The 24,445-nt window shown below is 72.1% G+C and carries 23 protein-coding genes; 6 read left to right on the top strand and 17 right to left on the bottom strand.

The genetic code is table 11. The annotated features are described in order from the left end of the window. Window positions 1-12 precede the first annotated feature (12 nt). The 7 genes from ACQPYX_RS13350 to ACQPYX_RS13320 all read right to left on the bottom strand — a co-directional run bounded on the left by ACQPYX_RS13350 (window position 13) and on the right by ACQPYX_RS13320 (window position 10,005). Entirely contained in the window at window positions 13-873 is an 861-nt protein-coding gene (locus ACQPYX_RS13350; RefSeq protein ID WP_433803395.1) for a DUF3037 domain-containing protein, read from the bottom strand. Next, window positions 870-1,679 (bottom strand): hypothetical protein, encoded by an 810-nt coding sequence (locus tag ACQPYX_RS13345; protein ID WP_433803394.1) that lies wholly within the window; start codon window positions 1,677-1,679, stop codon window positions 870-872. The genes ACQPYX_RS13350 and ACQPYX_RS13345 overlap by 4 nt, the downstream gene beginning before the upstream one ends. Window positions 1,680-1,751: 72 nt before the next feature. Continuing rightward, window positions 1,752-2,054 (bottom strand): hypothetical protein, encoded by a 303-nt coding sequence (locus tag ACQPYX_RS13340; protein ID WP_433803393.1) that lies wholly within the window; start codon window positions 2,052-2,054, stop codon window positions 1,752-1,754. Continuing rightward, on the bottom strand, window positions 2,041-2,265 hold the full coding sequence (locus tag ACQPYX_RS13335; protein ID WP_433803392.1) for a hypothetical protein: 225 nt from the start codon (window positions 2,263-2,265) through the stop codon (window positions 2,041-2,043). The genes ACQPYX_RS13340 and ACQPYX_RS13335 overlap by 14 nt, the downstream gene beginning before the upstream one ends. 51 nt (window positions 2,266-2,316) lie before the next feature. After that, complete coding sequence (locus ACQPYX_RS13330) at window positions 2,317-6,696, bottom strand: protein kinase domain-containing protein (protein ID WP_433803391.1); 4,380 nt, start codon at window positions 6,694-6,696, stop codon at window positions 2,317-2,319. A 70-nt stretch (window positions 6,697-6,766) separates the two neighbouring features. Then, a complete protein-coding gene (locus ACQPYX_RS13325) occupies window positions 6,767-9,082 on the bottom strand; it encodes a GmrSD restriction endonuclease domain-containing protein (protein ID WP_433803390.1) in 2,316 nt (771 codons plus the stop codon). Window positions 9,083-9,156: 74 nt separating this feature from the next. After that, window positions 9,157-10,005, bottom strand: a complete 849-nt coding sequence (locus ACQPYX_RS13320) for a hypothetical protein (RefSeq protein ID WP_433803389.1) — start codon at window positions 10,003-10,005, stop codon at window positions 9,157-9,159. Between the two features lie 113 nt (window positions 10,006-10,118). Here ACQPYX_RS13320 and ACQPYX_RS13315 point away from each other — a divergent pair, with 113 nt between their 5' ends. Beyond that, a complete protein-coding gene (locus ACQPYX_RS13315) occupies window positions 10,119-10,865 on the top strand; it encodes a dienelactone hydrolase family protein (protein WP_433803388.1) in 747 nt (248 codons plus the stop codon). Here the strand turns inward: ACQPYX_RS13315 and ACQPYX_RS13310 are convergent. The 6 genes from ACQPYX_RS13310 to ACQPYX_RS13285 form a co-directional block, all read right to left on the bottom strand. After that, complete coding sequence (locus ACQPYX_RS13310; protein WP_433803387.1) at window positions 10,837-11,259, bottom strand: NUDIX domain-containing protein; 423 nt, start codon at window positions 11,257-11,259, stop codon at window positions 10,837-10,839. The two genes, ACQPYX_RS13315 and ACQPYX_RS13310, sit on opposite strands and share 29 nt — an antisense overlap. A gap of 22 nt (window positions 11,260-11,281) precedes the next feature. Further along, window positions 11,282-11,770, bottom strand: a complete 489-nt coding sequence (locus ACQPYX_RS13305; RefSeq protein WP_433803386.1) for a DoxX family protein — start codon at window positions 11,768-11,770, stop codon at window positions 11,282-11,284. A 38-nt stretch (window positions 11,771-11,808) separates the two neighbouring features. Then, a complete protein-coding gene (locus tag ACQPYX_RS13300) occupies window positions 11,809-12,480 on the bottom strand; it encodes a hypothetical protein (protein WP_433803385.1) in 672 nt (223 codons plus the stop codon). Window positions 12,481-12,573: 93 nt separating this feature from the next. Continuing rightward, window positions 12,574-13,608: a GGDEF domain-containing protein gene (locus tag ACQPYX_RS13295; RefSeq protein WP_433803384.1), complete on the bottom strand. Its 1,035-nt coding sequence runs from the start codon at window positions 13,606-13,608 to the stop codon at window positions 12,574-12,576. 103 nt (window positions 13,609-13,711) lie between these two features. After that, on the bottom strand, window positions 13,712-14,695 hold the full coding sequence (locus ACQPYX_RS13290) for a sensor domain-containing diguanylate cyclase (protein ID WP_433803383.1): 984 nt from the start codon (window positions 14,693-14,695) through the stop codon (window positions 13,712-13,714). A gap of 67 nt (window positions 14,696-14,762) precedes the next feature. Further along, the gene (locus ACQPYX_RS13285; RefSeq protein WP_433803382.1) at window positions 14,763-15,197 is read right to left on the bottom strand and encodes an acetyltransferase; all 435 of its coding nucleotides are present in this window, start codon (window positions 15,195-15,197) and stop codon (window positions 14,763-14,765) included. A 47-nt stretch (window positions 15,198-15,244) separates the two neighbouring features. Here ACQPYX_RS13285 and ACQPYX_RS13280 point away from each other — a divergent pair, with 47 nt between their 5' ends. From ACQPYX_RS13280 to ACQPYX_RS13270, 3 genes are read left to right on the top strand one after another with little or no spacing between them, the layout of a single operon-like run. Further along, complete coding sequence (locus tag ACQPYX_RS13280) at window positions 15,245-16,006, top strand: MerR family transcriptional regulator (protein WP_433803381.1); 762 nt, start codon at window positions 15,245-15,247, stop codon at window positions 16,004-16,006. A 57-nt stretch (window positions 16,007-16,063) separates the two neighbouring features. After that, window positions 16,064-16,582, top strand: a complete 519-nt coding sequence (locus ACQPYX_RS13275) for a Uma2 family endonuclease (protein WP_433803380.1) — start codon at window positions 16,064-16,066, stop codon at window positions 16,580-16,582. Between the two features lies 1 nt (window position 16,583). After that, window positions 16,584-18,035, top strand: a complete 1,452-nt coding sequence (locus ACQPYX_RS13270) for an FGGY-family carbohydrate kinase (protein ID WP_433803379.1) — start codon at window positions 16,584-16,586, stop codon at window positions 18,033-18,035. On the opposite strand, the gene ACQPYX_RS13265 is transcribed toward ACQPYX_RS13270, so the two are convergent. The 4 genes from ACQPYX_RS13265 to ACQPYX_RS13250 form a co-directional block, all read right to left on the bottom strand. Further along, on the bottom strand, window positions 18,025-19,002 hold the full coding sequence (locus ACQPYX_RS13265; RefSeq protein WP_433803378.1) for a zinc-binding alcohol dehydrogenase family protein: 978 nt from the start codon (window positions 19,000-19,002) through the stop codon (window positions 18,025-18,027). The two genes, ACQPYX_RS13270 and ACQPYX_RS13265, sit on opposite strands and share 11 nt — an antisense overlap. Window positions 19,003-19,066: 64 nt before the next feature. Then, on the bottom strand, window positions 19,067-20,530 hold the full coding sequence (locus ACQPYX_RS13260) for an aldehyde dehydrogenase (protein ID WP_433803377.1): 1,464 nt from the start codon (window positions 20,528-20,530) through the stop codon (window positions 19,067-19,069). A 5-nt stretch (window positions 20,531-20,535) separates the two neighbouring features. Further along, complete coding sequence (locus ACQPYX_RS13255; protein WP_433803376.1) at window positions 20,536-21,111, bottom strand: 3,4-dihydroxy-2-butanone-4-phosphate synthase; 576 nt, start codon at window positions 21,109-21,111, stop codon at window positions 20,536-20,538. A 38-nt stretch (window positions 21,112-21,149) separates the two neighbouring features. Next, entirely contained in the window at window positions 21,150-21,689 is a 540-nt protein-coding gene (locus ACQPYX_RS13250; RefSeq protein ID WP_433803375.1) for an NAD(P)H-dependent oxidoreductase, read from the bottom strand. 502 nt (window positions 21,690-22,191) lie between these two features. On the opposite strand from ACQPYX_RS13250, the gene ACQPYX_RS13245 reads away from it, so the two are divergent. Continuing rightward, a complete protein-coding gene (locus ACQPYX_RS13245) occupies window positions 22,192-23,181 on the top strand; it encodes an AraC family transcriptional regulator (protein WP_433803374.1) in 990 nt (329 codons plus the stop codon). A 110-nt stretch (window positions 23,182-23,291) separates the two neighbouring features. Beyond that, window positions 23,292-24,434 (top strand): LLM class flavin-dependent oxidoreductase, encoded by a 1,143-nt coding sequence (locus ACQPYX_RS13240; RefSeq protein ID WP_433803373.1) that lies wholly within the window; start codon window positions 23,292-23,294, stop codon window positions 24,432-24,434. The last annotated feature ends 11 nt before the right edge of the window (window positions 24,435-24,445 follow it).

Genomic DNA, 24,445 nt, shown 5'->3' with positions numbered 1-24,445 from the left:
GCGCTGAACCCCTCAGGGTTCTCCTCGGCCGAGGCGTCGTGCAGCCGTCCGCGCCACCGCATCCACTTCCGCTGCGCCGCGAAGGGTCACGTCAAGGTGCTCCAGGACCTCGGCGGCCTCGTCGAGCGCACGCCGCCCCTCGTCCGAGACGGGATCGTCGTGCAGGACGTCGATCGGCACCCCGCCGTTGAGCGACGGAGGCAGTCCCATCGAGAATCCGTAGTCGAGGTGGCCGTCGCGGTCGCGGACATCCCTCATGGTCCAGCTCCAAGCCTTCACCCGGCGCACGGTGTCTGACGGGTTCTGTCCGCGGAAGGTGAAGGCATGGGCCAGCTGGGCGACGTGGCCGTTGGCGATGGCGAAGTCGACGCGGACACTTTGCCGGCCAACCTGGGCGCGACAGTTCTCGTGAATGAGAGCCGGGTCGATCGCAGCACTCAAATACGCCTGACGGAGTGCGCGACGTGTCGGTTGTGTCGAGGCGCGCGGCTGCTCGGCGGGGTCGACCACCAGCCGCCGCCAGAGCAGGTCCATGGCTTCGTCGACGTTCTCCGCCGAAACCGGTCGGGGACGAGAGAGCTGCACGAGGTTCTGCAGCCGACGGTGCTCCTCGGTCAGCCATGCCGGGCCCAGGTCCCCGCTGACGACGCCGTCGTCCTCGACGGCGGCCGCCATCGCATCGACACGATCGAGGTAGTCCCAGACCGCGCCGAGTTCGGCGCCGTTACGGAACGCCTGGGCACGGGACGCGTTGGCCACGCGCCGGGTGGCCCACTCGCCGGTCGTCGGGTTCCCGACGATGAGAGCGACGTTGACGAACTCGCCGCGAAAGGGGTCGGGGACGAAGCGGACAACGCTGTAGTCGAACTTCACCCGGTACTCCTCCCGTCCACGATCGCTGCCAGCTCGGCCATCCGGCGCGCCACCTGCGGCGCGCGACGCTCCAGGAACCATCCGAGCGCCTCGAGTTCCTGCTGGTCGACCGGCCAGCCGGTCGGCACCGTCCGAAGCATGCCTCGAATCTCGTCCGCCGTCAGCGCATTGAGGCGATTGGCGTACCCGCGAACGGCGTCGACGTCGAGCCCGACCGGGTCGGCCGAGAGCTGGTGGGGTTGGTCCGCGCACCGTTCGAGATCCTCGATGGTCCAGTCCGCGCCTGGCCCGGGCAGGAAGAAGGCGTGGTCATGGCTGTGTAGTCGGTAGCCGTCACTCCAGTCGTACAGCCACTGGTCGTCATCGCCCCAGCACCAGTCGTAGAGCGCGTACACCCCGGCGTGGCGTCGACGGTTGTCGTCGTCCTGCCGGTGCTCGAAGGTCCGCAGCGGGTTGACATTGGGGACATCCCGCGACCCACTCGCCAGCCCCGCTTCGAGAAACCGACCCGGCGCGAACTCCTGGGCCGCGAAGTCCGGACCGACCTCGACGAGCTGCACCTCGCACACAGGCGCTCCGACCAGCAGGCCCAGGCGACCGACGATGTACTCGTTGACCGGGACGCGTGGAGACTGTCCATTGTTCAGCGGCTTCACCCAGAAGTCGCCCTCGTCGGTCAATCCGCGGAACGCTCCTGCGGAACCGTCGGAGGAAAACCCGGCGATGGCGCGAAGAGGCAGCGCGTCGGCATCGAGACGAACCTCCGGCCCGAGCGTGCCTGTCCACTCGTCGCGACCGCCGACCACGAGGACACATTGGCACGTCGTCCGGTCGGCGCTCGCAGGCCACGCCCGAACTACGGACGAGTCCACGGACGGTCACAGCTCGAGCACCGCCCGGAGGGCGTTGTCGACGCTGTCCATCTGTCCGGCCGTGGCCTCGCCAAGCCGGGACGTCAGCATCGACCGCGGTGGGCGGTCGAGCAGGAGGACCGACGCCCACCCCCACTCCGTCTCGACCGCCAGCAGCGACTGCGGGTCGCTGTCGAGGACGTGGAGGGCGTAGCACGTGGCGACGTGCTCGCTCTCGTTCAGCAGGTCGGCCGAGACGACCAGTCGGCGCGTGGACTGACCTTGCCGGCCGAGCAGACCGCTGTACTGCCAGACCTCACCGCGACGCATCGCGAACCGCGGCGGCCTCGTCCTGGGCGTCGGAGTCGTAGTCCGGGTGCTGCTCGAACCACTGCCCGTGAGCGCGCAACGCCTCGCGCAGCTCGTCCTGCCGGACGAGGCGCTCGAGATAGCCGCTGGCGCCACCGCGAGTGTGTGCGCCGCACTGCCGGACGCGCCTCGCCACCGACTCGTCGAAGCTCACCGTGATGCGCTCGGCCATGCACACCAGCGTACGCACCTCTGGCGCCCTCACGTGCGTGGATCGCAGGGATCAGGGCAGGAACGGACTCGGGGTGCCGTGCCAGGACACGCGGAGCCGCTCGCGGGGGCGTGTCGCGGCGACGAAGAGCAGGTTCCGCTCGTCCTGCGTCTCGTTGCGGTGCACCACGAGGTCCTCGTCCGCCGACGTGACGCCCGGGTGGGGGATGATGCCGTCGCTCACCCCGACCACCGCGACGGCGCGGAACTCCAGGCCCTTGAGCCCGTGCATGGTGCCGATCCGCACGGACTCGTCGCCCGTCGCGGCCTTCTTCAGTTCGACGACAGGGACGCCCGCGCGTCGCATCGCCGCCGCGGCGGGCCGCCAGATGTGCTGACCACGGGCGACCACGGCGATGTCCTCCCAGTCGATGCCGTCGGCGTGCCACGCCTGGAGCGCCTCGGCGAGATCGGCCATCTCCTGCGCGCGGTCCTCAGCGCTCACAACGACCGGGTCCTCGCCGGTGAACGCGGAGCGGTAGGCCGCGAGATCGTCGGCGACGTCGTCGAGACCCGTCTCGTGGTGCTCACCCAGCATGCGGAGCGCCCACGCGAGGATCTCGGCACTGGTCCGGTAGCTCAGCGTCAGCTTCGTCGAGCGGCGACCGCCGATGTTGATGCCGACCTTCCGGAGCGAGACCCGGTGCCCGTAGATGCGCTGGTGCGGGTCGCCAGTGAGGAAGAGGTCCTCGGGCTTGGACCTCACCGCCGCCCGGACGAGCCGCCAGTGCGCGGGATGGAGGTCCTGGATCTCGTCGACGACGACGTGCTCGTAGGGCGGATCGTCGGCCGCGAGCAGGCGCGCGGCCTCGTCGGCGATCATGGGGTGCGTCCACTTGCCGTCGGCCCGGAGCTCGCGCGTGAAGGTCTCGACGGCGCGCCAGATGGCCGGGCGGCGCGCGGGTGGCAGGGCCTTGCCGCGCCCCGGGCGTTCACACCCGACGTAGTCCTGCTCGGAGGTGATCTGCTGGGCGAGCACGACCTGCTCCCACTCGGCGTGCAGGAACTTCGCGCCCTGATCCACCCCGGCCGAGGCCGCGGCGCGCCGCCAGCGTTCGTCGCGTTCCTTGGTGTCCGAGAGCACCGAGAGGCGGATGCCCCGGCGCTCACGGACGAGGCCGTTCGACCAGGCGTCGATGTTGACCACCTGCACGGCCGCCATCTGCTCCGGGTCCAACATCCCGCGGAGGTCGCGCTCGAGAGCCTGCGCGAGGCCCTTGGTATAGGTCGTCAGGAGGATCTTCCCCGGTCCGGGCTGCTTCTGCTCCACCAGGTACTTCACGCGGTGCAGGGCCACCACGGTCTTACCCGTGCCCGGCCCGCCGGTGACCTGGGCGCTCCCCCAGTTCGGACGGTAGGCGAGTTTCTCCTGCGAGGGGTGCAGGAAGGTGCGGAAGTGGCTCATCGGCTTCTCGAGGAGCTTCCGCAGCTCCGCGAGGTCGTCGATGACGACGACCTGGCCGCCGGACCGGCCCACGGCCGCACCGAGATCGATCGGGTCCACCGGGTCGGTCGTGCGGGTGGCAGCGATGCGCTTCTTGACCGCCTCGACGGATTCGCCGCGCGCGAGTGGCAGCAGGACGGCGTACTGCGCGGCCGGCAGGATGCCCTGGGCGTTCTCGAGCTGCACGACGGTCTGGACGGCACGGGCCCACTCCACAATACGCTCGTCCACCCCCAACTCGTCGAAGGCGGCCGCGTCGACGTGCGCGAACAGGTCGACCTTCGGCCCGCCACCGCCCAGGGCATCGGCGAGGCGGTCGAGGGCGACGGCGTCCCGGAGCTCCAGCTCACCGCTGACCCGGTTCACCGACGCGGTGCGCGACCGCGCGTAGTCGGCCGCGTCCGCCGGTGACGTGAGGGAGAGCAGCAGCCCACGTCCCGTGCCCTCCGGAAGGAGGACCACGCCGACCAGCTCGGGGCCGACCGCGAGCAGCCGCATGCGCTCGTCGCGGGCCGCCTCCGGCGCCACGAGGCGGGGCCTGGGCGAACACGCCGTGGTGAGCGCTGCGACGCTGGCGTCCCGTTCCGACACGGACAGTCGCCGCAGTGCCGTGACGACGTCGACGTGGATGTCGAGCGCCAGCGGGGGCGGCGCCGGCGCACGCTTCGTCTCCCGCGCCTCCGCGAACACCTCCTGCCAGCCCTTGCGGAGCTCCGGGATCGAGGGGAAGCGATCGCCCGCAGCCTTCGCGAGAGCGCGACGGAAGAAGGTCCGCAGAGCGCCGCGCCGTTCCGGGTCGAAGGCGTGCTCGGCGAGGCTCACCTCCTCCACGAAGACGGGAGCCGTGCCGTCGTCGCCCCATCGCGGCAGCTCGCCGCTGGCGAGCTCGTGGAGGGTCGCGGCGACCGCGTACTGCTCGGCGGCACTGTCGTAGACGGTGCGCTTGGCCGACCCGAGGTGGGGATCGAGGTAGCCCGGCGTCCCGGACGCCGTGTCCTCGGCGGGGGCGGCGGCCAGCGAGAAGTCGAACAGGATCGCCTGCGGGGACCCGTCGGCGGCCTGGTCACGCAGGCCGACGTTCGCCGGCTTCACATCACGGTGGTGGACACCGCGGCCGTCGAGGTACTCGACGGCCGCGAGAATCTGGTCGCCGATCTCGGCCAGCGCAGCCCCGCGCTGCGAGCCCTCCTTGCGCAGGAGATCGGCGAGAGTCCGCGCACCGGCATGGGACATCTCGATGGCGTAGCGGCGACCGACCGGGAACGAGGCCCGTCGCAGGACCACGACGTGGTCGTGCCGCAGGTCCTCGAGTGCGGCGGCCTCGGCGGCGAGCAGGTCCTCGGCCTCGGCTCCACGGCCGATCTTGAGTACCGATTCGAGTCCGTCGCGGCGGACCAGGAAAGCCCGGGCCGAGCCACCCTGACCGAGCACCCGCTCGACCGTGTACCCCCATGGAAGCACCGCGCCCTCGGACGCCTCGAGAGGATCGATGTCCGAGGAATCGTCGCGCCGGTCCTGCTCGGGGCGCCGTGGGCGGAGCGCCTCGAGGAAGTCCTCCATCGAGGGCATCCGCTCGCTCAGCGACGGGTGGGTGGCCGTACGGACCGCCGCGTCGACGGCCGCATCGCCGGTGGCCGGGTCGAGCCCGCCCTCGGCCACGACGCGGTCACGCAGCTCCGCCTGGCTCGCAGCGGGCGCCCGACCGGTCAGGATCAGGTAGGCGATCGCCCCGACGCCGAAGATGTCGAGATCGGTGCGCCCGTCGGTGCCCTCGCTCGCGAACTCGGGCGCGAGGTAGGGCTCGACCGTCGGGTCGAGGTGTGTGGCAGCCCGCGCGGTGGCGGCCATCTGCCGTGGGCTCCCCGACCGGGCCATGTCGCGGGTGGAGAGCTGCCACTCCCCCACGCGCAGGACCGCCGACTCGACGAGCACCGCGCGGGGTGAGAGCGCGCGGTGGACGAGACCCTTGCGGTGCGCGTAGGCCACGGCGGACACCAGCTGGCGGACCAGGCCCAGCCGTTGCGGCATCGGCAGGTCGCCCTCGCTGACGAGCCACTCGTCGAGGCGCCGGGCGCCGCGCTCCTGCTCGATCAGCAGGGCCGGGCCCAACTCGTGCTCCACGAGGTCGTAGGGCGTCAGGATGCCCGGGTGGTGGACGCCCTCGGCCGCCCACATCTCGCGCTCGGCAGCGCGTCGGACCGAGGCGCGCGCCTCGGGATCGTCCAGCCGGTGCTCCAGGTAGACCCGCACGCGGCGGTGCGGGTTGCCGGGCACGCCGGGGCGGTAGGCGTGGAAGTCCTGCCAGGACGGGCCCTCGTCGTAGGGACGGGAGTCGAGCGTCCAGTTGCCGACCGACCTGCTCGGCGCCCGCGCGCTGATCCCGATCTTCTTCAGGAGCTGCGGGAGCTTCGCGAGCAGCTTGGGGTCGGGTGCGTCCCGCTCGGGCGGGGCCAGCAGCAGCCCGCCGAACAGGCGCGGCATGCGGCTTGCGGCGTCGTCGGGCACGTAGACGCGATGGCGCTGGTACGACGACAGCTCGACGCGCAGCGACGGCTCGGCGAGATACACCGACGCGCCGACGAACGGAGGCGCCATGCGCGTGTCGACCCGGCGCGCCTCCGTGGCGAGGTAGGACGCCAACGCCTTGCTCTTGCGGTCCGCCCCGTACACCGGGTTCGGCTCGGTGTGGGCCCGGTGGGTCCAGAACTGCCCGTCGTCGGTCAGTCGACCCTTGTAGTTCTTGATCTCGATCAGATACACGCCGTTCGGGCCGGCGATGAGCAGGTCGACCTCGTGGAGGCGCCCGTCCCGGGCGGCGAAGGTGAAGTTCGACCACGCGTTCCACGGGTTCTTGTCGGGCAGGAGCTCGCGGATGTGCGCGAGCGCCTCCCGCTCCCACGGATACTCCGACGGCGTGACCTCGTGCCAGCGTGGTGACGACGCGTCCACCCGGTACCCCCTCCGTGTTCCAGTCCAGCACGGTAGGCGACGGGTCCGACAGCCTCGACAGCCGTCCGGATCAGGCGGCGGCGGACCAGCCGAACTCCGCGAGCCGGGTCCGCGCGATCTCACGCTCCTGCTCGGAGAACAGCGCGGCGAACCGGGGGTCGACGACGAGAGCTTCGATCGTCAGGTCCAGACGGCGGTTCTCGTGCAGCTTGACGAAGCCGTCGCTGACGGCCGGCTGGGCCAGCAGCCGGCGCGCCGTCCCCAGCGTCCCGTGCTGGGACACCAGAAGACGCAGGTAGCTCGGGTTGTAGCGCAGATCGGCGACACAGGTGTCGATCTGCGCGAGCACCGCGCGCTCGAACTCGGCCTCGACCGGCGCCCCGTCCGCGTCGACCGGACCCCGCTCGTCGTCGGGAACGGCCTCTTCGCGCACGGCGGGGGCCGGGTGCCGCGTCCCCTCGTCCGGCTCGTCGCCCCGGATCACCGCCTGGCGGCGGAGGGCGAAGTTGCGCAGGGTGTCGACCGAGGTGAAGACACGGCAGCCGTTCTCGGCGAGCCGGTCGAGGTCCGCCTCGTCCGGGTCGAGCTCGAGCACGACGGCCTCGTCCTGACCGGCCTGGAGCCCGTCGGGCCAGAACGCCTCGGCGTGCGCGAGGAGCTGACCGGTGACGAGGTCGGGGACGTCGCAGTCGACCATCGGGTCGGCGAAACCCAGCGCGGCGAACTCGTCGAGCAGGGCCTTGATCTGTGCGGCCCGGGCTCCCCGGTCGATCGTCTCGGTCGGGGCGTCCATACCGTAGAGCGGCGGCGAGGGCCACGGTGCGGAACCCTCGGCGAGAGCGGCGAGGAAGCGGTCGGCCTCGTCGGCGAGCAGGGCGCGGCGCGCGGCGAGGAACTCGGGATACCTCTCGACCGTCCACAGCTCCCTGTCGGCGGGAATCCACTGGGCACGCAACCCGTCCGGCGAGCAGTCGGCGAGGGCCTCGGTGGGGAGCCGGTCGCCGAGGCGGGCGCCCGAGCCGTGGGTGACGAACGCGAAGTTGGCGATCGCGTTGATCTCGTTGCGGGGGTAGCCGTGGGCGACGAGCGCCGCCTTCGGGAAGATCTCCTGGACGTGCAGGGAGGCCACGGTGCGATCGAACACCTGGCCCGTCAACAGGTCTCTCCCGGCGACCGCGCGCGTCAGCAGGTAGAGCAGCGGATAGGAGCGGGCGCCCCGTCCGACCCCCTCGAAGTCCTCGGCCCGGATCGCGAGCGATCCCTTGTGCAGCCTCGTCAGGGAGGCGAGCAACCCGTCGACGCCCTCGGCGTCGGCGATCTGCAGGTCCTTGTTGAGGTTGGTCTCGATCGCGCCGGTGTATCGGCCGCGCAGCGCCGCGTGGACGATCCAGGCCATGGCTCGATTGGCCTCGGCCGGGCCCGAGAACCGCCCGTCCTCACTGCGATCGAGGACGCGGGTCAGGACCGGGAAGGCGCTCTTTCCCAGCAGGACCCGGTCGTGGTCGAGCCCGAAACGCTCGAGGAGGGTGTGGAGCAGGTGGTCGACGTGCCGGTGGGCGCCGGCGAGCGCGACCTCGAAGTCGTCGGCCGAGACGTCGGCGAGGGCGCTGAAGGGCGCGCGGCCGGTGGCGACGGCGGTGGTGTTGCGCAGGACCCAGTCCAGGCTGAAGGAGAATCCCCGCCGTGACCAGTCGTCGACGAAACGCCGCATGGTCGGTCGGGCCTGGTCCCACTCCGAGCAGATGCGGGCGAGGGCGAGGTCGCCCTTGGAGAGCTTGGTCCCGCCGGAGTTGACGCGGTTGAAGATGTCGACGACGACGTCGATCGTCTTGTCGGCGCCCGTGATGACCTCGATGTGGAAGTCACGGCTGCTGATGTTCGTGAGCTGCGTGAGACGTTCGACGTAGCACGAGAAGACGTCGTCGTCGAGTCCGAGACGCGTGAGGCTCGGGATGACCGACGCCATGCCCTTGCGGAAGAGCGAGGTGACGTCGATCCACCGCGGGTCGTTCCTCATGCGCGTCGGCGCGTAGAAGAGGAACTCCTCGGTCTCGACGTTGAAGTGCAGGCCGGTGAAGGCCTCCGGATCGCCGTCGAAGAAGCCAGGCGCCTCGCCCCGGATGACGCCGTAGAGACTCGTCACCCGCTGCTGGCCGTCGAGCAGGAGCCGCTTCTGCCCCCCGGAAGCGGCGAAAACCCCGCCACCCCGCGTCCGGTCGGCGGAGACGTCGGTCTCCCACACGAGCAGGGCACCGACCGGGAACTCGCGGTAGACCGACTTCATCAGCCCGCGGACCTGGTCGCGGTTCCAGACGTACCCCCGCTGGAACTCGGGGAGCAGCATCGTCCCGTTGTCGACCTGGTCCAATACGACCGACAGCTTCACCTGGCAACCCCCACGAGATCCTCGGCCGGGTGATCCTGCCCGACCTGGCACGAGCGGGCACGACGGCCCGCCGATCAGGCTCGAAGGCAGTCGAGGTCGAGGTCGGCGAGGGCGATGAACCGCAGTCGCGGGAGATGGCGCATCAGAACGAGCGCGTCGCGGTCGATGCTCTCGCCGATCAGCACCCCCTCGATCGCCCGACCCGGCCGGTACTTGGTGATCAACGCGTCGCGGTACCGAACCACCTGGCCCACCGCTCCGGGGCCCACCCTGCCCTTCTTGACCTCGATCACGACCTTCGGGTTCTTCACCCGGCCGAACCCGATCAGGTCGGCCCGTCCCGCGCCGGGCCCCGGAGCCTTCTCGATGATCAATTCCTTGAAGTCCAACCCCTGTGCCTTCAGGAGTTGACTCTTCTCCTTGAGCTCCCGACAGATCGTCTTCTCCAACGTGTCGACCTTGTTCGCCGCCACGATCCGGCTCTCCAGGACAGCGGTGGTCACCCCGGCGAGCTCGAGGATCCGCGCCCAGACATCGTCGGGCACTGCCCAGGCGCTCTTGACGAACGCTGCCCGCAGCGCAGGCCAGGTCGCGACGACGGGGTCGGCCTTCATCTCGGCAAGAGGAATTGGTCGAGGCAGCCGCTGCAAGACCTCGAAGCCGCACTGGTGGCCGCGTCCGAATTCCTGGACCTGCGCCTCGTCGAGTGGATGCGCATCGGTCGTGGTGCGAATCAGGTAGGCGACGTCCTTCTTCACCGTCGACCGGTAGAGGAGAACGAGGTCGCCGGCGCGCGTGTCCTTGTGACACGTCCACCAGTCGTCGGTCGAATAGCCGCGGTCGGGGTCCAGCTCGGGATTCTCGTTCCCGTCCTCGTCGAGGTAGTAGTCCGGCCCGGTCACCCACACCCAGTGCTGCGTCATCGCGTCCCCCTCGGGTCCTGATCGCCGCGACCCTAGGGCCGGGAGCGGACAGTGCCCGTTCGCGGTCGGCGAACCGCACCGCACCCGCCGTCGGGAAGGTCGACGATGCCCCCGTGACCCGTACCGAGCTCGCCGTCGAGACCCCCGACGGCACCTGCCGCGCGACCCTGCACACGCCCGAGGGCTCGGGACCGTGGCCCGGGGTCGTGTACTACCCCGACGCCGGCGGGGTGCGCGAGACGCTCGCCGGGATGGCGGACGCGCTGGCCGGGCGCGGCTTCGCCGTCCTGCTGCCCGACATCTACCACCGGACGCCCTACGCGCCGTTCGACACCGCGACGCTGTTCGGGGACCCCGAGGAGTTCGCCCGGCTGACCGCCCTCGCGGGCGCGCTCACGCCGAGCCAGGTGGTCACCGACGCGCGGGCCCTCGTCGCGGTGCTGCTCACCCGGGCCGAGGTGGCCCCGGGCGGGGTCGGTGCGGTCGGCTACTGCTTCGGCGGGTCGATGGCGTTCCGCGCGGCGGCGGCCGAGCCGGAGCACGTCCGGGCCGTCGCGACCTTCCACGGCGGGAACCTCGCCGCCGCGGACGACCCGTCGAGCCCGCACCTGCTCGCCCCCTCGATCCGGGCGGCGGTGTACGTGGCCGCGGCGACCGACGACGCGAGCTTCGACGCCGACCAGGCCGCCCGACTGCAGGAGGCCTGCGACACGGCGGGGGTCACGCTGACCCTCGAGACCTACCCGGCCGCGCACGGCTTCGCGGTGCCCGACAACCCCACGCACGACGACGAGGCCGACCGCCGCCACCGCGAGACGCTCGCGGCGTTCCTCAGCGAGCACCTCCGTCGTCGGGAATGAGCGGGAGCGCCCGTTCGCGGAAGAAGCGGCCGTCGGCGGGATGGGAGAGCAGGCCGGCGACCTCGGCGGCCGGCACCCAGCGGGCCTCCGGGTTGGCCGGGTCGAGCGGGCGCAGCTCGGCGGGGTCGCTGCGGAACAGGAACAGCGTGATCGTCTTGTGCTCCGGCAGGCCGTGCCGGACCGCGAGCCGGCTGAACGACCCCAGCTCACCGACGAGTTCGAGGTCGGCGAGCCCGCACTCCTCGTGGATCTCGCGGCGGGCCGCGTCGAGGACGCCCTCGCCGTCCTCCACGTGCCCCTTGGGCAGCGACCACGTCTGCGAGCGCTGCCGCACGACGACCACCCGCCCCGCCGGGTCGACGACCACTCCCCCTGCCGCGTGACTCCGGAACATCCCCGCAGTGTCCCGGACGCCGTCAGGCCAGCGACCTCGCGCGCGCGGCGACCCCCGCCGAGCCGAGCAGGCCGGCGCTGATCGCGGCGAGCGCGATGGCCGGGCCGGAACGCTCGATGCCGAACGCGTGGTCGAGGGAGAGCTCACCGGGCCCGGCGGCCGCGACGGCGAACACGACCGCGGTCAACACGGCGTTGTACTCCCAGCCGCCCTGGCTCACCCAGGGGCCGTTGTCCTTGTGCACGTGGTAGACGGCCGACCCCATCGCACCCGAGACCATCGTCGCCGCCAACGGCGTCGCGAGACCGGCGGCCAGCAGGGCACCGCCGCCCGCCTCGGAGAGGCCGGCGGCGACGGCGTTGTCCCGCCCCGGGCGAATCCCCATCGCCTCGAAGCCCTGCGCCGTGCCGTCGATCCCGCCGCCGCCGAACCAGCCCGCGAGCTTCTGCATGCCGTGCCCGACGAACAGCAGTCCGACCACGAGCCGCAGCACGGCCATCCCGATCTTCACGTGAACTCCTTGCTCGACGAAACAGTTGTTCCGTCAAGCTAGACCTCTCGCGGTGGGACCGGTGGAGCGGGCCAGGTCTCCGGTGGGTCGCCCAGCGCCTCGCGCACATTCGCGATCACACTCCGCGCGACGAGCGCGTTGCCCACGCCCCCGAGGACCGCGCCGAACCCGAACGGCAGCACCTTCCCCCACAACGCCCGCCCCTGCGCCGCGCCGAAGGTGGTGACGGCGTTCTGCGTCAGCACCCGCTGGACCTTGAGGAGCTGACCGGCGGGGATGCGCCGCACGGCGGCCGCACCCCAGGTACCGCCGACCACGCCGGCAGCCTCCTCCACGATCGCGGTCCCCCGCGCTCCCCCGAGAACGGCGAGCACGAGCAGCCGGCGGCGGTCGACCTCGTCGGGCCGCACCCCGTGGACCGCGGCCACCGCGAGGGCGTGGAGCACGGCCGCGTTGAGCGAGAAGGCCAGCTCGCCCCCGCCCAGGGCCACGGCCAGCCCCGTCCCGACGACGGGAGCGGCGGCGGAGGCCCCGACCGAGGCCCCGGCGGCGGTGACCGTCGTGAGGTAGGTCCGCTCGAGGACGGTCACGACCTGGGCGGGGGTCCGGTCGGAGCGCGCCCGGGCCAGTCGGAGCGTCAGGTCGACCTGGGGCTGCTGCACGGCGAGCGCGCGGTCCAGGAGTCCGGGGAACGCGCTCCAGTCCGCCACGGGGTGATCATGCCCGAACGGGCGTGTCCACGATGTGGCGTTCCTGCCACTGGATGCATGCAACGACGCTTCGCTGCCACGGGGGGACGGGGGTCAGTGCGCCGGTGTCACCTCGACGGCCGGCTCGTGCACCCCGGCGACGCCCGCGTGCACCGCCCCCGCGGTCTTGCGGGCACGCTTGTTCGCGTACATGGCGGCATCGGCGTCGGCCAGGGCCTGCGCGAACCCGCCGTCGACCCGGAACGGCGCCGCGCCCACCGAGCACGGGACGTCGGCGTCGGCGAGCACCGCCTGGAGCCGGTCGGCCAGCCGCGCCGCGTCGTCGGCGCCGACCGAGGCGACCAGCCCGAACTCGTCGCCACCGAGACGGGCCAGCGGGTCACCGGTGCGCACCGCCCCGAGCAGGGTCCGCGCGGTGCGCCGCAGGTAGCGGTCCCCCGCGTCGTGGCCCTCGGTGTCGTTGACGGTCTTGAGGCCGTCGAGGTCGAACATCACCACCGCGGCGGGGTCGCCGAAGCGGCGGAACCGGTCCTCCTCGCGCTCCATCCAGCGCTGCCAGCCCCGCCGGTTCAGCAGCCCCGTCAGCGGGTCGGTCTCCGCGTCGGACACCGCACGCTCGAGGGCGCGGGCGGTCTCCACGGCGGTGCTGTCGGCCTCCAGCACGCTCGACAGGAGGCTGGAGAGCAGGTCCAGCAGGGTCTCGTGCGCCAGGTACGTCTCGGGCAGCGGGTCGGGGTTGAGGCCGACGACGGTGCCGAACAGCGACCCGTCGGGCTGCAGGACCGGCGTGCCCACGTACGCGCCCACGCGCACCGCGTCGCGCGCCTGCGCGTCGACCGCCTCGGCGAGGTCGGGCACGAGGGCGGTGTCCGGCACCACCCGCGGGGTCGAGCCCAGCGACATCGTCCGGCACAGCGACGTCGACCACGCGACCTCCGCCCCCGGGCGCAGCCCGTAGGTCCGGTCCGCCGTCACGAGCATCGTCTGGCGGCGCCCGACCACCCGGGACACCGCCCAGACCCCCATCGGCACGGTGTCGGCCAGGTAGTCGACGACCATGCGGCACGCCGCGTCGAACGCCCTCGGCGGCACGAGCTCGGCCGCCACCTCCGTGAGTCGCGTCGGCACCAGGACCCCCTCGTCGTCGCGGGACGCGCCACCGGCGTACCACCCCGACCGTCCGCGCTACCCGTCCGGAGCCCGACGACCACCCCCTCGGGCGGTCCGGTCCCTACGAACGGGTGCCGGCCTTCCGTGCCCGCTTGTCCGAGTACATCGCGGCGTCCGCCTCCGACACCGCCTCCGAGAAGCCCGTGGCGACGCCCACCGGCGCGACGCCGATCGAGCAGGGCGTGCCGGCCTCGTCGAGCACCCGGTGCAGCCGGTCCACGAGGGGGCCGGCGTCGTCGGGACCGACCGTCGCGACCATGGCGAACTCGTCGCCGCCGAGGCGGGCCAGCGGGTCGCCGTGGCGGGTGGCGTGGCGCAGCGTCTCGGCCGTGCGCTGCAGGTAGCGGTCCCCGGCCTCGTGGCCCTCGGTGTCGTTGACCGTCTTCAGGCCGTCGAGGTCCATCATCACCACGCAGGCCGGGTCACCGAAGCGGCGGAACCGCTCCTCCTCGCGTTCCAGCCAGCGGGTCCAGCCGCGCCGGTTGAGCAGCCCCGTCAGCTGGTCGGTCTCGGCGTCGGACACGGCCCGCTCGAGCTCCCGGGCCGACTCGACGGACGTGGTGTCCGCCTCGAGCACGCTGGAGAGCAGGCTCGACAGCAGGTCGAGGAGCCCCTCGTGCTCGACGAAGCCGGGGTCCATCGGGTCCCGGTTGATGCCGAGCAGGGTGCCGAACAGCTCACCGCCGGGCTGGACGATCGGGGTCCCGACGTAGGCGCCGATCGGGAAGTCGAGCGCGGCCGCGGACTCGTGCGGCGCGGCCAGCTCGGGGCGGAGGGCGACGTCGGGCACCACCCGCGGGGTCTCGCCCGAGATCATCGTGCGGCACATCGTGTCGGTCCACCGGTTCCCCGCGCCGGGGGCGAGCCCGTAGTCGCGGTCGTGCGCCACGAGCACGGTCTGCCAGCCGGCGGCCACGCGGGTCACCGCCCACGCGCCGAGCGGCACGGTCTCACCGAGGTAGTCGACCACCATCCGGCAGGCCTGGTCGAAGGCCCGCGGCGGCCCCACGTCGGTCACGATCATCGTCTCGTCACTGGTGATCACGTCGTCCCCTTGCGAAACCCACAGCCCGCCCCCACCACTCATTGTGACCGATGGTGGCCCTCGGTGGTCAAGGTGGGGTGACCCGTCGGAGGTGGATCAACGGGTACGGCAGGCCGTCCGCGTCGGTCTCCGCGCGACCGGTCTCGACGAACCCACGGCGCCGGTACCAGGCCCACGCCGACTCGTTCTGCTCGTTGACGTCCAGGGTGAGGATCGGGGCGCGAACGTCGTCGAGCAGCGCGGTCCCGACGCCGCGACCGTGCGCCGCCGGGTCGACGAAGAGCATGTCGATCTCGCCGCCGCGCGCGGCGAGGAAGCCGAGCGGCCGGTCGTCGGGACCGACGGCGACGCGGGCCGCCGCCCGCGGCAGGTGGGTGCGCAGCTGCGCCTGGAACTCCTCGAGGTGCGCCGGGTCGAGGAAGTGGTGGGTCGCCTCGACGGCCCGCCGCCAGATCCCGACGAGCGCTTCGAGGTCGTCGGGCACGGCATCTCGCAGTTGCACTTGACCCTCACGCGACGTCAGGCCGGAACCTCTCCATCATGACCGGGATGACGGACACGGGGCTCACGGTGGGTCGGCTCGCCGAACGCTTCGGGCTGACGGTGCGCACGCTGCACCACTACGACGAGATCGGGCTGCTCCGCCCGAGCGGTCGCAGCCCGTCGGGCTACCGCCTGTACGCCGAGTCCGACATCACCCGCCTGCAGCACGTCGTGGTCTACCGCCGGCTCGGGTTCGCCCTGGAGGACATCGCCGTCCTCCTCGACGACCCGGGCGCGGACGTCGCGGCCCACCTGCGTCGGCAGCGGGACGCGGTCACCCACCGGCTCGACGAGCTCACCGACCTCGTCGTGGCCATCGACCGAGCCCTGGAGGCAGAAGTGGACGGAATCCAGCTGACCCGTGAGGAGCGCAAGGAGCTCTTCGGTGACGGCTTCAAGGACGAGTACCAGGCCGAGGCGCAGGAGCGCTGGGGCGACACCGAGCAGTGGCGCCAGTCCCAGGAGCGGACCGCGCGCTACACCAAGGACGACTGGGTCGCGATCAAGGCCGAGACCGACGCGGTGAACGCCGCCTTCGTCGCCGCGAAGCGATCCGGCGCGGCCCCGGACTCGGAGCCGGCCCGCGCGGCCGCCGAGGCGCACGGGCGCCAGATCCACGAGCGGTTCTACGACCTCTCGCCGGAGATGCACCGCAACCTCGCGTGCCTGTACGTCACCGACGAGCGCTTCACCACGACCTACGACGACCTGGAGCCGGGCCTCGCGCAGTACGTGCACGACGCGATCCAGGCGTATCGGGCCGAGTGAATCGGCCCCACCCGTCGTCGGGAACGTGTCACGATCGACGGGCACCGAGGAGGTGACATGAGCATCAGCTACTCCGCTCCCTCGCGGCTGCTCGAGCTCGCGGACTGGGAGGCGCTCCCCGAGGACGAGCTCCATCACGTCGAGCTCGTGGAGGGGGTACTGGTCGTGTCGCCCCGAGCGCAGTTCATCCACGGCCGCGCGGTCGCGCGCATCGCCCGGGCTCTGGACGAGCAGGTGCCCTCCGCATGGCTCACGGTGATCGAGGTCGAGATCGTCGTCGAGGGCGACCCCTTCCCGACGGTGCGCGTCCCCGACGTCGTGGTGGTGCCCGCGGCGATCGTGGACCGGCGGGCCCGCTGCGAGGCCGCCGAGGTCCGGGTCGCGGTCGAGGTCCTGTCCCCGGGCTCCCGACGGACCGACCGGATCATGAAGGCGGACGAGTACGCGTCGGCGGGGGTCCGGCACTACGTCCTCGTCGACCCCGAGGGCGCGACCACCGTGCTCTCGCTGCAGGAGGGCCGCTACGTCGAGGTCGATGCCCTGGAGCTGGACGGCGTGCGGATCGACCTCGGCTGAGATGCCCACGTACCTCGGCGTCGACATCGGGACGCAGAGCTCGAAGGGCGTCCTCGTCGGCGACGACGGCACCGTCCTGGCCCGGGCCCAGGTCGAGCATGCGACGTCGTACCCCGCTCCCGGCCACGTCGAGCACGACGCGGAGGGCGTCTGGTGGCATGACTTCGTCCACCTCACCCGCGAGCTCGGTGGCACGCCCGACGCGGTGGGCGTGAGCGGGATCGGCCCGGTCCTGCTGCCGGCCGACGCCGACGGGCGCCCGCTGCGGCCCGCGATCCTCTACGGCGTCGACACGCGGGCCACGCGGGAGGTCGCCGAGCTGACCGAGCGGTTCGGGGCGGCGGAGATCCTGCGCCGGGGCGGGACGCCACTGTCGAGCCAGGCGGTGGGGCCGAAGATCGCGTGGCTGCGCCGGCACGAGCCGGAGGTCTGGGACCGCACGGCGATGCTGCTGATGGCGAGCTCGTACCTGGTGCACCGGTTGACCGGCGAGTACGTGCTCGACCAGCACTCGGCGAGCCAGTGCGACCCGCTCCACGACCTCGACTCCGCCGACTGGGCCCACGACGTGGCCGACGAGGTCGCGCCGGGCCTGGCGCTGCCGCGGTTGGCGTGGTCGACCGAGGTGGCCGGACACGTGACCGCGGCGGCCGCGGCGGAGACCGGGCTGCGCGCGGGCACCCCGGTCACGTCCGGGACGATCGACGCCTGGGCCGAGGCGGCGTCGGTGGGCGTGTCCGGTCCGGGCGACACGATGGTCATGTACGGCACGACGATGTTCCTGGTGCAGACGGCCCCGGCGCCCGCGCGGCACGAGACGCTGTGGTCGACGCGCGGGCTCGCACCGGGCTCCTTCACCACGGCGGCCGGGATGGCCACCGGCGGGGCCGTCACCACGTGGCTGCGCGACCTCGTCGGCGGTGACCACGCGGCGCTGACGGCGGCGGCCGGCGAGGTCCCGGCCGGCGCGGACGGTCTGCTGCTGCTCCCCTACTTCGCCGGGGAGCGCACGCCCGTGTTCGACCCCGACGCCCGTGGGGTGCTGATCGGGCTGACGACGCAGCACGAGGCGCCCGCGCTGTACCGGGCCGCGCTGGAGGGGATCGCACACGGCGTGCGGCACAACCTCGCGGCGTTCCCGGCGCCCGACCCCCGCCTCGTCGCGGTGGGCGGGGGCACGGCGGGCGGGGTGTGGACGCAGATCGTCAGCGACGTGACCGGCCTGCCCCAGGACGTCCCGGCCGACACCACCGGCGCCGCCCTCGGGGACGCCTGGCTCGCGGCGGTGGCGGTCGGGGCCGGGCCCGACATCACGACGTGGAACCCCGTCGTCGGGACCGTGCGGCCGGACCCGGCGACCCGGGAGCTCCACGACGCGATGCACGAGCACTACCGCGCCCTCTACCCGGCGACCCGGGAGACGGCGCACTTCCTCGCGGGCCTCAGACGGTGATCGCGACCTTCCCCGTCATCCGCCCGCTCTCCACCAGCTCGTGGGCGCGCTGCAGGTTCTCGGGCGTGAGGCCGTCGAACCGCTCGGACAGCGTCGTGCGCACCGTGCCGGCCTCGACGAGCTCCGCGGTGCGGTCCAGCAGCTCGTGCTGGGCGATCATGTCGGCCGCCTCGAACATCGGCCGCGTGAACATGAGCTCCCAGTGCAGCGCGAGGCTCTTGTCCTTCAGCGGCAGCGTCTCCAGGCCCTCGGGCTCGTCGATCGCGACGATGCCGCCGCCGGGGTTCAGCAGCTCCGCGTAGGTCTCGATCATGCCCTCGGTGAAGGGCGAGAACACCAGGTCGACGCCGTCGGGGGCGACCTCGCGCACCGAGGCGAGGAGGTCGTGGTGGTCGGCGACGTGGTGGGCGCCCATCGCGGTGGCCCAGTCGCGGGAGGCCTCCCGCGACGCGGTGCCGACGAGCGTGAGGTCGGTCAGGGCCCGGGCGTACTGCAGCACCATGGAGCCGACCCCACCGGCCGCACCCATGACGAGCAACGTGCGCGAGCGGTCGTCGGGAAGACGGAAGCGGTCGAAGAGCGACTCCCAGGCCGTGATCGCGGTGAGCGGCAGGGCCGCGGCCTCGGCCCAGTCCAGCGTCGCGGGCTTGCGGCCGACGATGCGCTCGTCGACCACGTGGTACTGCGCGTTCGTGCCCGGCCGCAGGATCGAGCCGGCCTCCATGACCTCGTCCCCGACGGCGAACAGCGTCACCTCGTCGCCGACGGCGGTGACCACCCCGGCCGCGTCGAAGCCGAGGACCTTCGGCTCCCCGCCCGGGTCGACGCCGTGGTGGAGCTTCGTGTCCACCGGGTTGACCGAGACCGCCCGGACCTCGACGACGAGGTCACGGGGTCCGGGGGTCGGGTCGGGTTGGTCGATCTCGGTGAACGGGCCGGAGGGCTCGGTGTAGGCGATGGCCTTCATGCAGGTGCGGTACCCGCATGTGAGCACTTTCCGTGCCTCCGGCGACGGAAAGTGCTCACATGCGTCAGCCCAAGGTGAACGGGTCCCGGGTGCCGCCGGTCAGCTCGACCCACACCGCCTTCGTCTCGAGGTAGGCGTCGATGCCGTTCAGGCCGTTCTCGCGGCCCAGCCCGGACTGCTTGAACCCGCCGAAGGGCACGCTCGGCGACAGGACGCGGTAGGCGTTGATCCACACCGTGCCGGCCCGGATCTTCCCGGCGACCCGGTGGCCACGGTGGATGTCCTTGGTCCAGACCGCCCCGGCCAGGCCGTAGGGCGTGTCGTTGGCGAGCTTGATCGCCTCGTCCTCGTCGGTGAACGTGACGGCGGAGAGGACCGGCCCGAAGACCTCCTCGCGGTACACGGTGTCGGTGGGCTTCACGCTCAGCACGGTCGGCTTGACGAAGTAGCTGCCCAGCGACTCCTCGGCCGACCCCCCGTAGGCGATCGTCGCGCCCTCGGCGCGGGCCTTCTCGAGGTAGCCGAGCACCTTCTCGTACTGCGGCTGGTTGGCCACCGGGCCCATCTCGGTCTCGGCGTCCATCGGGTTGCCGAGCTTGATCGACGAGGCACGCTCGGCGACGAGCCGGACGAGTTCGTCGTGGACGTCGGCATGCACGATGAGGCGGGAGCCGGCCATGCAGGTCTGCCCGGTCGCGGCGAACACGCCCGCGACGAGGCCGTTCGCGGCGGCCTGCAGGTCGGCGTCGGGGAACACCACCTGCGGCGACTTCCCGCCGAGCTCGAGGGTGACCGGGTTGAGGTTCTCCATCGCGGCCTGACCGACGTGCTTGCCGGTCGCCGTGGACCCGGTGAAGGCCACCTTGTCGACGCCGGGATGCGCCGCCAGGTGCGCGCCGGTCTCGCGGCTGAGGCCGGTGACCACGTTGACGACGCCCGCCGGGATGCCCGCCTGCTCGATCAGCTCGACGAAGCCCAGGGTGGAGGCCGGGGCGTGCTCGCTCGGCTTGACGACGACCGTGCAGCCGGCCGCCAGCAGCGGCGCGAGCTTGAAGGTCATCAACAGCAGCGGCGAGTTCCACGGCGTGATCGCGGCGACGACGCCGATCGGCTCGCGGCGGGTGTAGACGAGGTAGTTCGGGTTCGGCGAGGGGATCTGCGCGCCCTCGATCTTGTCGGCCAGCCCCGCGAAGTAGTGGTACCAGCCGCCGAGGCCGTTGAGCTGCCCGAGCATCTCGCGGTAGAGCTTGCCGGAGTCGTTGACCTCGAGGGTCGCGAGGCGCTCGGCGTTCTGTCCGATGAGGTCGCCGAGGCGGCGCAGGCAGGCGGCGCGGGCGAACCCGGTCATGGCGCCCCACTCGCCCTCGAAGGCCGAGCGCGCGGCGGCGACGGCCGCGTCGACGTCCTCGGGCCCGCCGTCGGGGATCGACGCCCAGGTCTCCCCGGTGTAGGGGTTCTGCGAGTCGAAGGTCTTCCCCGAGATCGCGTCGACGGCGCGGCCGCCGATCAGCATCCGGAACTGTTCCATGCTTCTCACCTCGAGATCAGATCGGTGACGGCGAGGTCCACGAGGCCCTCGACCCGGGCGAAGGCGATAGCGGTGACGGGGTCCAGGAGCTCGCCCGTCTCCTCGTCCAGCATCGTGCAGAGCACCGCGACCGGTCCGAGCCCCGCGAGCGCGGCGAGGGCGGAGGCGACCTCGACGGTGTCGGCCCGTCCGGCCCGGGTCGCGGTGGCGACGACGTGGCCGGGCCGGGTGAGGTCGTCCGGGCGGGTCGCGGGGTCGGCGAGGAGGGCGAGGGTGCGCGCCCGTTCGGTGGCGCTGATGCCGGTGCTCACGCCGGTCGCCGCGTCGAACGGCACCGTGCGGGCGCTGCGGCCGTGCGCCGGCGGCAGGTCGAGCGCGTCGAGCAACGACGGCGGGGCGGCTGCCTCCAGGAACCCGCTGCCGTACCGGACGAGGAACGCGACGGTGGACGGGTCGATCCCGGCGGCCGCGGCCACCAGGACCGCGCCCTGGCTGCCCCCGTGCACGACGACGGGTCGACCGCGGCCGAGGTCGGCGACCGCGTGGTCGACGACGTCGACGATCTCGGCGGTCAGGGTCACGACGGCTCCTTCTCGACGGCGGGCGGCCTCGGCGGGGATCACAGCAACGGCGCCAGCGCGGTGACGGCGGGCGCGCCGCGCACGGCCCCGGTGAACTGGCCGAACGCGCGTCCGTGGGCGGCGACCAGGTCGAGGGCCTCGGCGGTGAGTTCCCCGTCGGGACCGTAGTGCCCGCCGTGCAGGAACAGTCCCGGCGAGAGGACCTGGGCGGCGAAGAACCCGGCCAGCACCGAGCGCAGGTCGTCGACGGCGAGGAAGTGCTCGGCGGCGTTGCCGGTGTGCAGGATCGCGGTGGCCTTGCCGCGCAGCGGTGCACGCTGCTCCCCCTGGGCGCCGCGCTGCGTGTTCTCCAGGAACGCCTTGATCAGCCCGGACGAGCGGGCGCGGTAGGTCGGGGTCGCGAACACGACGCCGTCCGCGGCCTCCGCGGCACGCTGCAGGTCCTCGGGGTCCGGTCCCTCGCCGAGTTCGACGACGGTGCTCGGCACCCCTGTGGCGTCGAGGAACGCCGCCAGCGCGGTCGACGAGCGACCCCCCGCGTTGGGCGACCCGACGAGACCGAGCAGGGACAGGGTCACCGGTCGACCTCCGGGTGCGCGCTCACGGGGTGGGAGTACCCCCGGAACGTTAGGGACCCGTCGTCGTGGCCCCCATCCGTCTCGCGCACGCCGTCAGCCGATTCGCGCAGGGTGCACCTCTGGATGGCAGCGAAGCGTCGTTGCTGTCATCCCGTCGGCGGATCGCCACATCGTCGCGGCCTCGAGGCGGGCGGTCGCCCGCGCATGGTCCGGATCTTCGTGAGCGTGTCGCATCAGCGCTTGCGCGTGTCGCGCACGACGTCGTGATCATGGTCGAGCGGAGACCCGCCAGGTCGGGCACGCACCGTCGTCAGGAACGGGCCGCCGCAGCGCGGCATGATCCGGACCCGCCGAGCAATGTGCTCGCTGAGCGCGCACGTCGCTCCGCAGGACCGGATCTCGAGCCAGGTGGAGTCGGGATCGGTTTGGTTGCACGCATTTCGTCCGCGTGCCACGGTGGCCGACACCACACGACGGCGTGATCGAGCAAGGGGTCATGCAGGTGAGCGCTCCGACCGAGGAACCCCTGGCCGCGCACGCGGTGATGAACACCGACGACGTCGACGAGGCCCGGCACGTCGTCACCGAGGTCTACGTCCCGCACGAGCTGGACTCCCTCGGCGGGCGCCCGCTCGACGCGCGGCTGAACAGCGTCGCCTCCGACCGACTGACGCTCGGCTACCTCGTCTACGGCGCGCACGCCTCGCTCGACCTGCCGCCGCTCGAGCACTGCTACCACGTGAACCTGACCCTCTCCGGGCGGACCGAGGTGACCCGTCGTCGGGGGCGGGAGCGGGCGATCACCGAGGGCGGGCGCAGCGGGGCGGTGCTGCTGCCGACCGAGGACTCGACGGTCACGTGGACCCCCGAGGCGACCCAGTTCGCGATGAAGTTCCCCCGCGGGCCGCTCGAGGAACACCTCGGCGGCCTGCTCGGGCACCCGATCCACGACGCGCTGGACTTCGACGTCTCGATGGACCTGACGTCGGGTCACGGCGCGGCGCTGATGAGCGCGGTGCGGTTCCTGCAGACCGAGCTCGACCGGCCGGGCGGCATCGCCGCGGCCCCGCTCGCCCGCGCCCAGCTCGAGACCTACGTGCTCACCGCACTCCTGCACGGGGTCGGCCACCAGTACACGAACGAGCTGCTCGCGCCGAGGACCGAGGACCGGCCCACCGTCGTGCGCCGGGCCCTCGAGTTCATCGAGGCCCACGCCGCGGAGCCGTTCAGCATCCCGCAGCTCGCCCGGCGGATGGGCGTCTCCACCCGCACGCTGCAGGTCACGTTCGCGCGCCACGTCGGGATGACGCCGAGCGAGTACGTCCGCGACGTCCGCCTCGCCCGCGTGCACGCCGACCTCGTCGCGGCCGACCCGGCGGACCGCTCGGTCAGCGAGCTCGCGGCCGCCTGGGGGTTCCTGCACCAGGGGCGCTTCTCCGAGCAGTACCGCGCGAAGTACGGGCGGCTGCCCTCGCAGACGCTGCGTTCCTGACGACCGGCCTGCGCACTTCGGATGGCCGCCTGCGCCTCGCGGATGGAACGGCTGCGCACGACTTCCTAGCGTGATCGCAGTCACCGACGACGCCGCTGGAGGTCACCCCCATGGTCCAGACGATCACGTACGGCCGCGAGCAGACGCTGCCCCTGGAGCACCCGCGCACCGGGCCGTCGATCTTCAACGACCAGAAGATGAAGCTCGGGCTGTTCGGGTCGAACTGCTCGGGCGGCCTGTGCATGACCGACGCGCCGACCACCTACGAGATCACCTGGGACCACACGAAGTCCATCGCGCAGAAGGCCGACCGGCTCGGCATGGAGGCCATGGTCCCGGTCGCCCGCTGGAAGGGCTTCGGCGGCAACGTCAACTTCAACGGCACGAACTTCGAGACGTTCACCTGGGCCGCCGGCATCGCCGAGTGCACCGAGCAGATCACGGTCTTCACCACCACCCACATCCCGACGGTGCACCCCGTCGTCGCCGCGAACATGGCCGTCACCAACGACCACATCGCCAAGGGCCGGTTCGGGATGAACCTGGTGATGGGCTGGTTCACCCCGGAGATGGGGATGTTCAACCCGAAGCAGCTCGAGCACGACGAGCGCTACGTCTACGGCGGGGAGTGGCTCGAACTCGTCGAGCGCCTCTGGACCGCCGAGGGCGAGTTCGACTTCGAGGGCACGTACTTCCAGGCCGAGAACCTGGAGTCCGAGCCGAAGCCGGTCCAGGACCCGCGCCCGGTGCTCATCAACGCCGGCAACTCGAAGTCGGGCACCGACTTCTCCGCGAAGTACGTCGACATCAACTTCGCCTCGCTCGACATGGACGCGATGGCCGACTACACGAAGGACATCAAGCGCAAGGCCCGCGAGGACTACCAGCGCGCGATCTCGACGATGACCTACGGGCTCGTCGTCTGCCGCGACACCGAGGCCGAGGCCAAGCGCGACCACCAGCGCATCATCGACGAGGGCGACTGGCCGGGCGCCCGCAACCTCATGTCGATCATCGGCATGGAGTCGCAGTCGTTCAACGAGCAGATCGAGAAGTTCCAGGAGCGCTTCATCGCCGGCTGGGCCGGACAGCCGCTGGTCGGCACGCCCGAGCAGGTCGTCGAGGGGTTCCAGCAGCTCTCCGACCACGGCATGGAGGGCATGATCATGGGCTTCCTCGACTACAACGTGGAGATCGACCAGTTCGGCGAGCAGGTCATGCCGCTCATGCGCGAGGCGGGTCTGCGGCACTGAGGTGGCTCCGC

This window comes from Actinomycetospora sp. CA-084318, assembly GCF_050955885.1.
In the GTDB taxonomy this organism is placed as follows: Bacteria; Actinomycetota; Actinomycetes; order Mycobacteriales; family Pseudonocardiaceae; genus Actinomycetospora.
The sequence above is the reverse complement of the archived record's forward strand: the minus strand, read 5'-3'. Positions and strand labels throughout refer to the sequence as shown.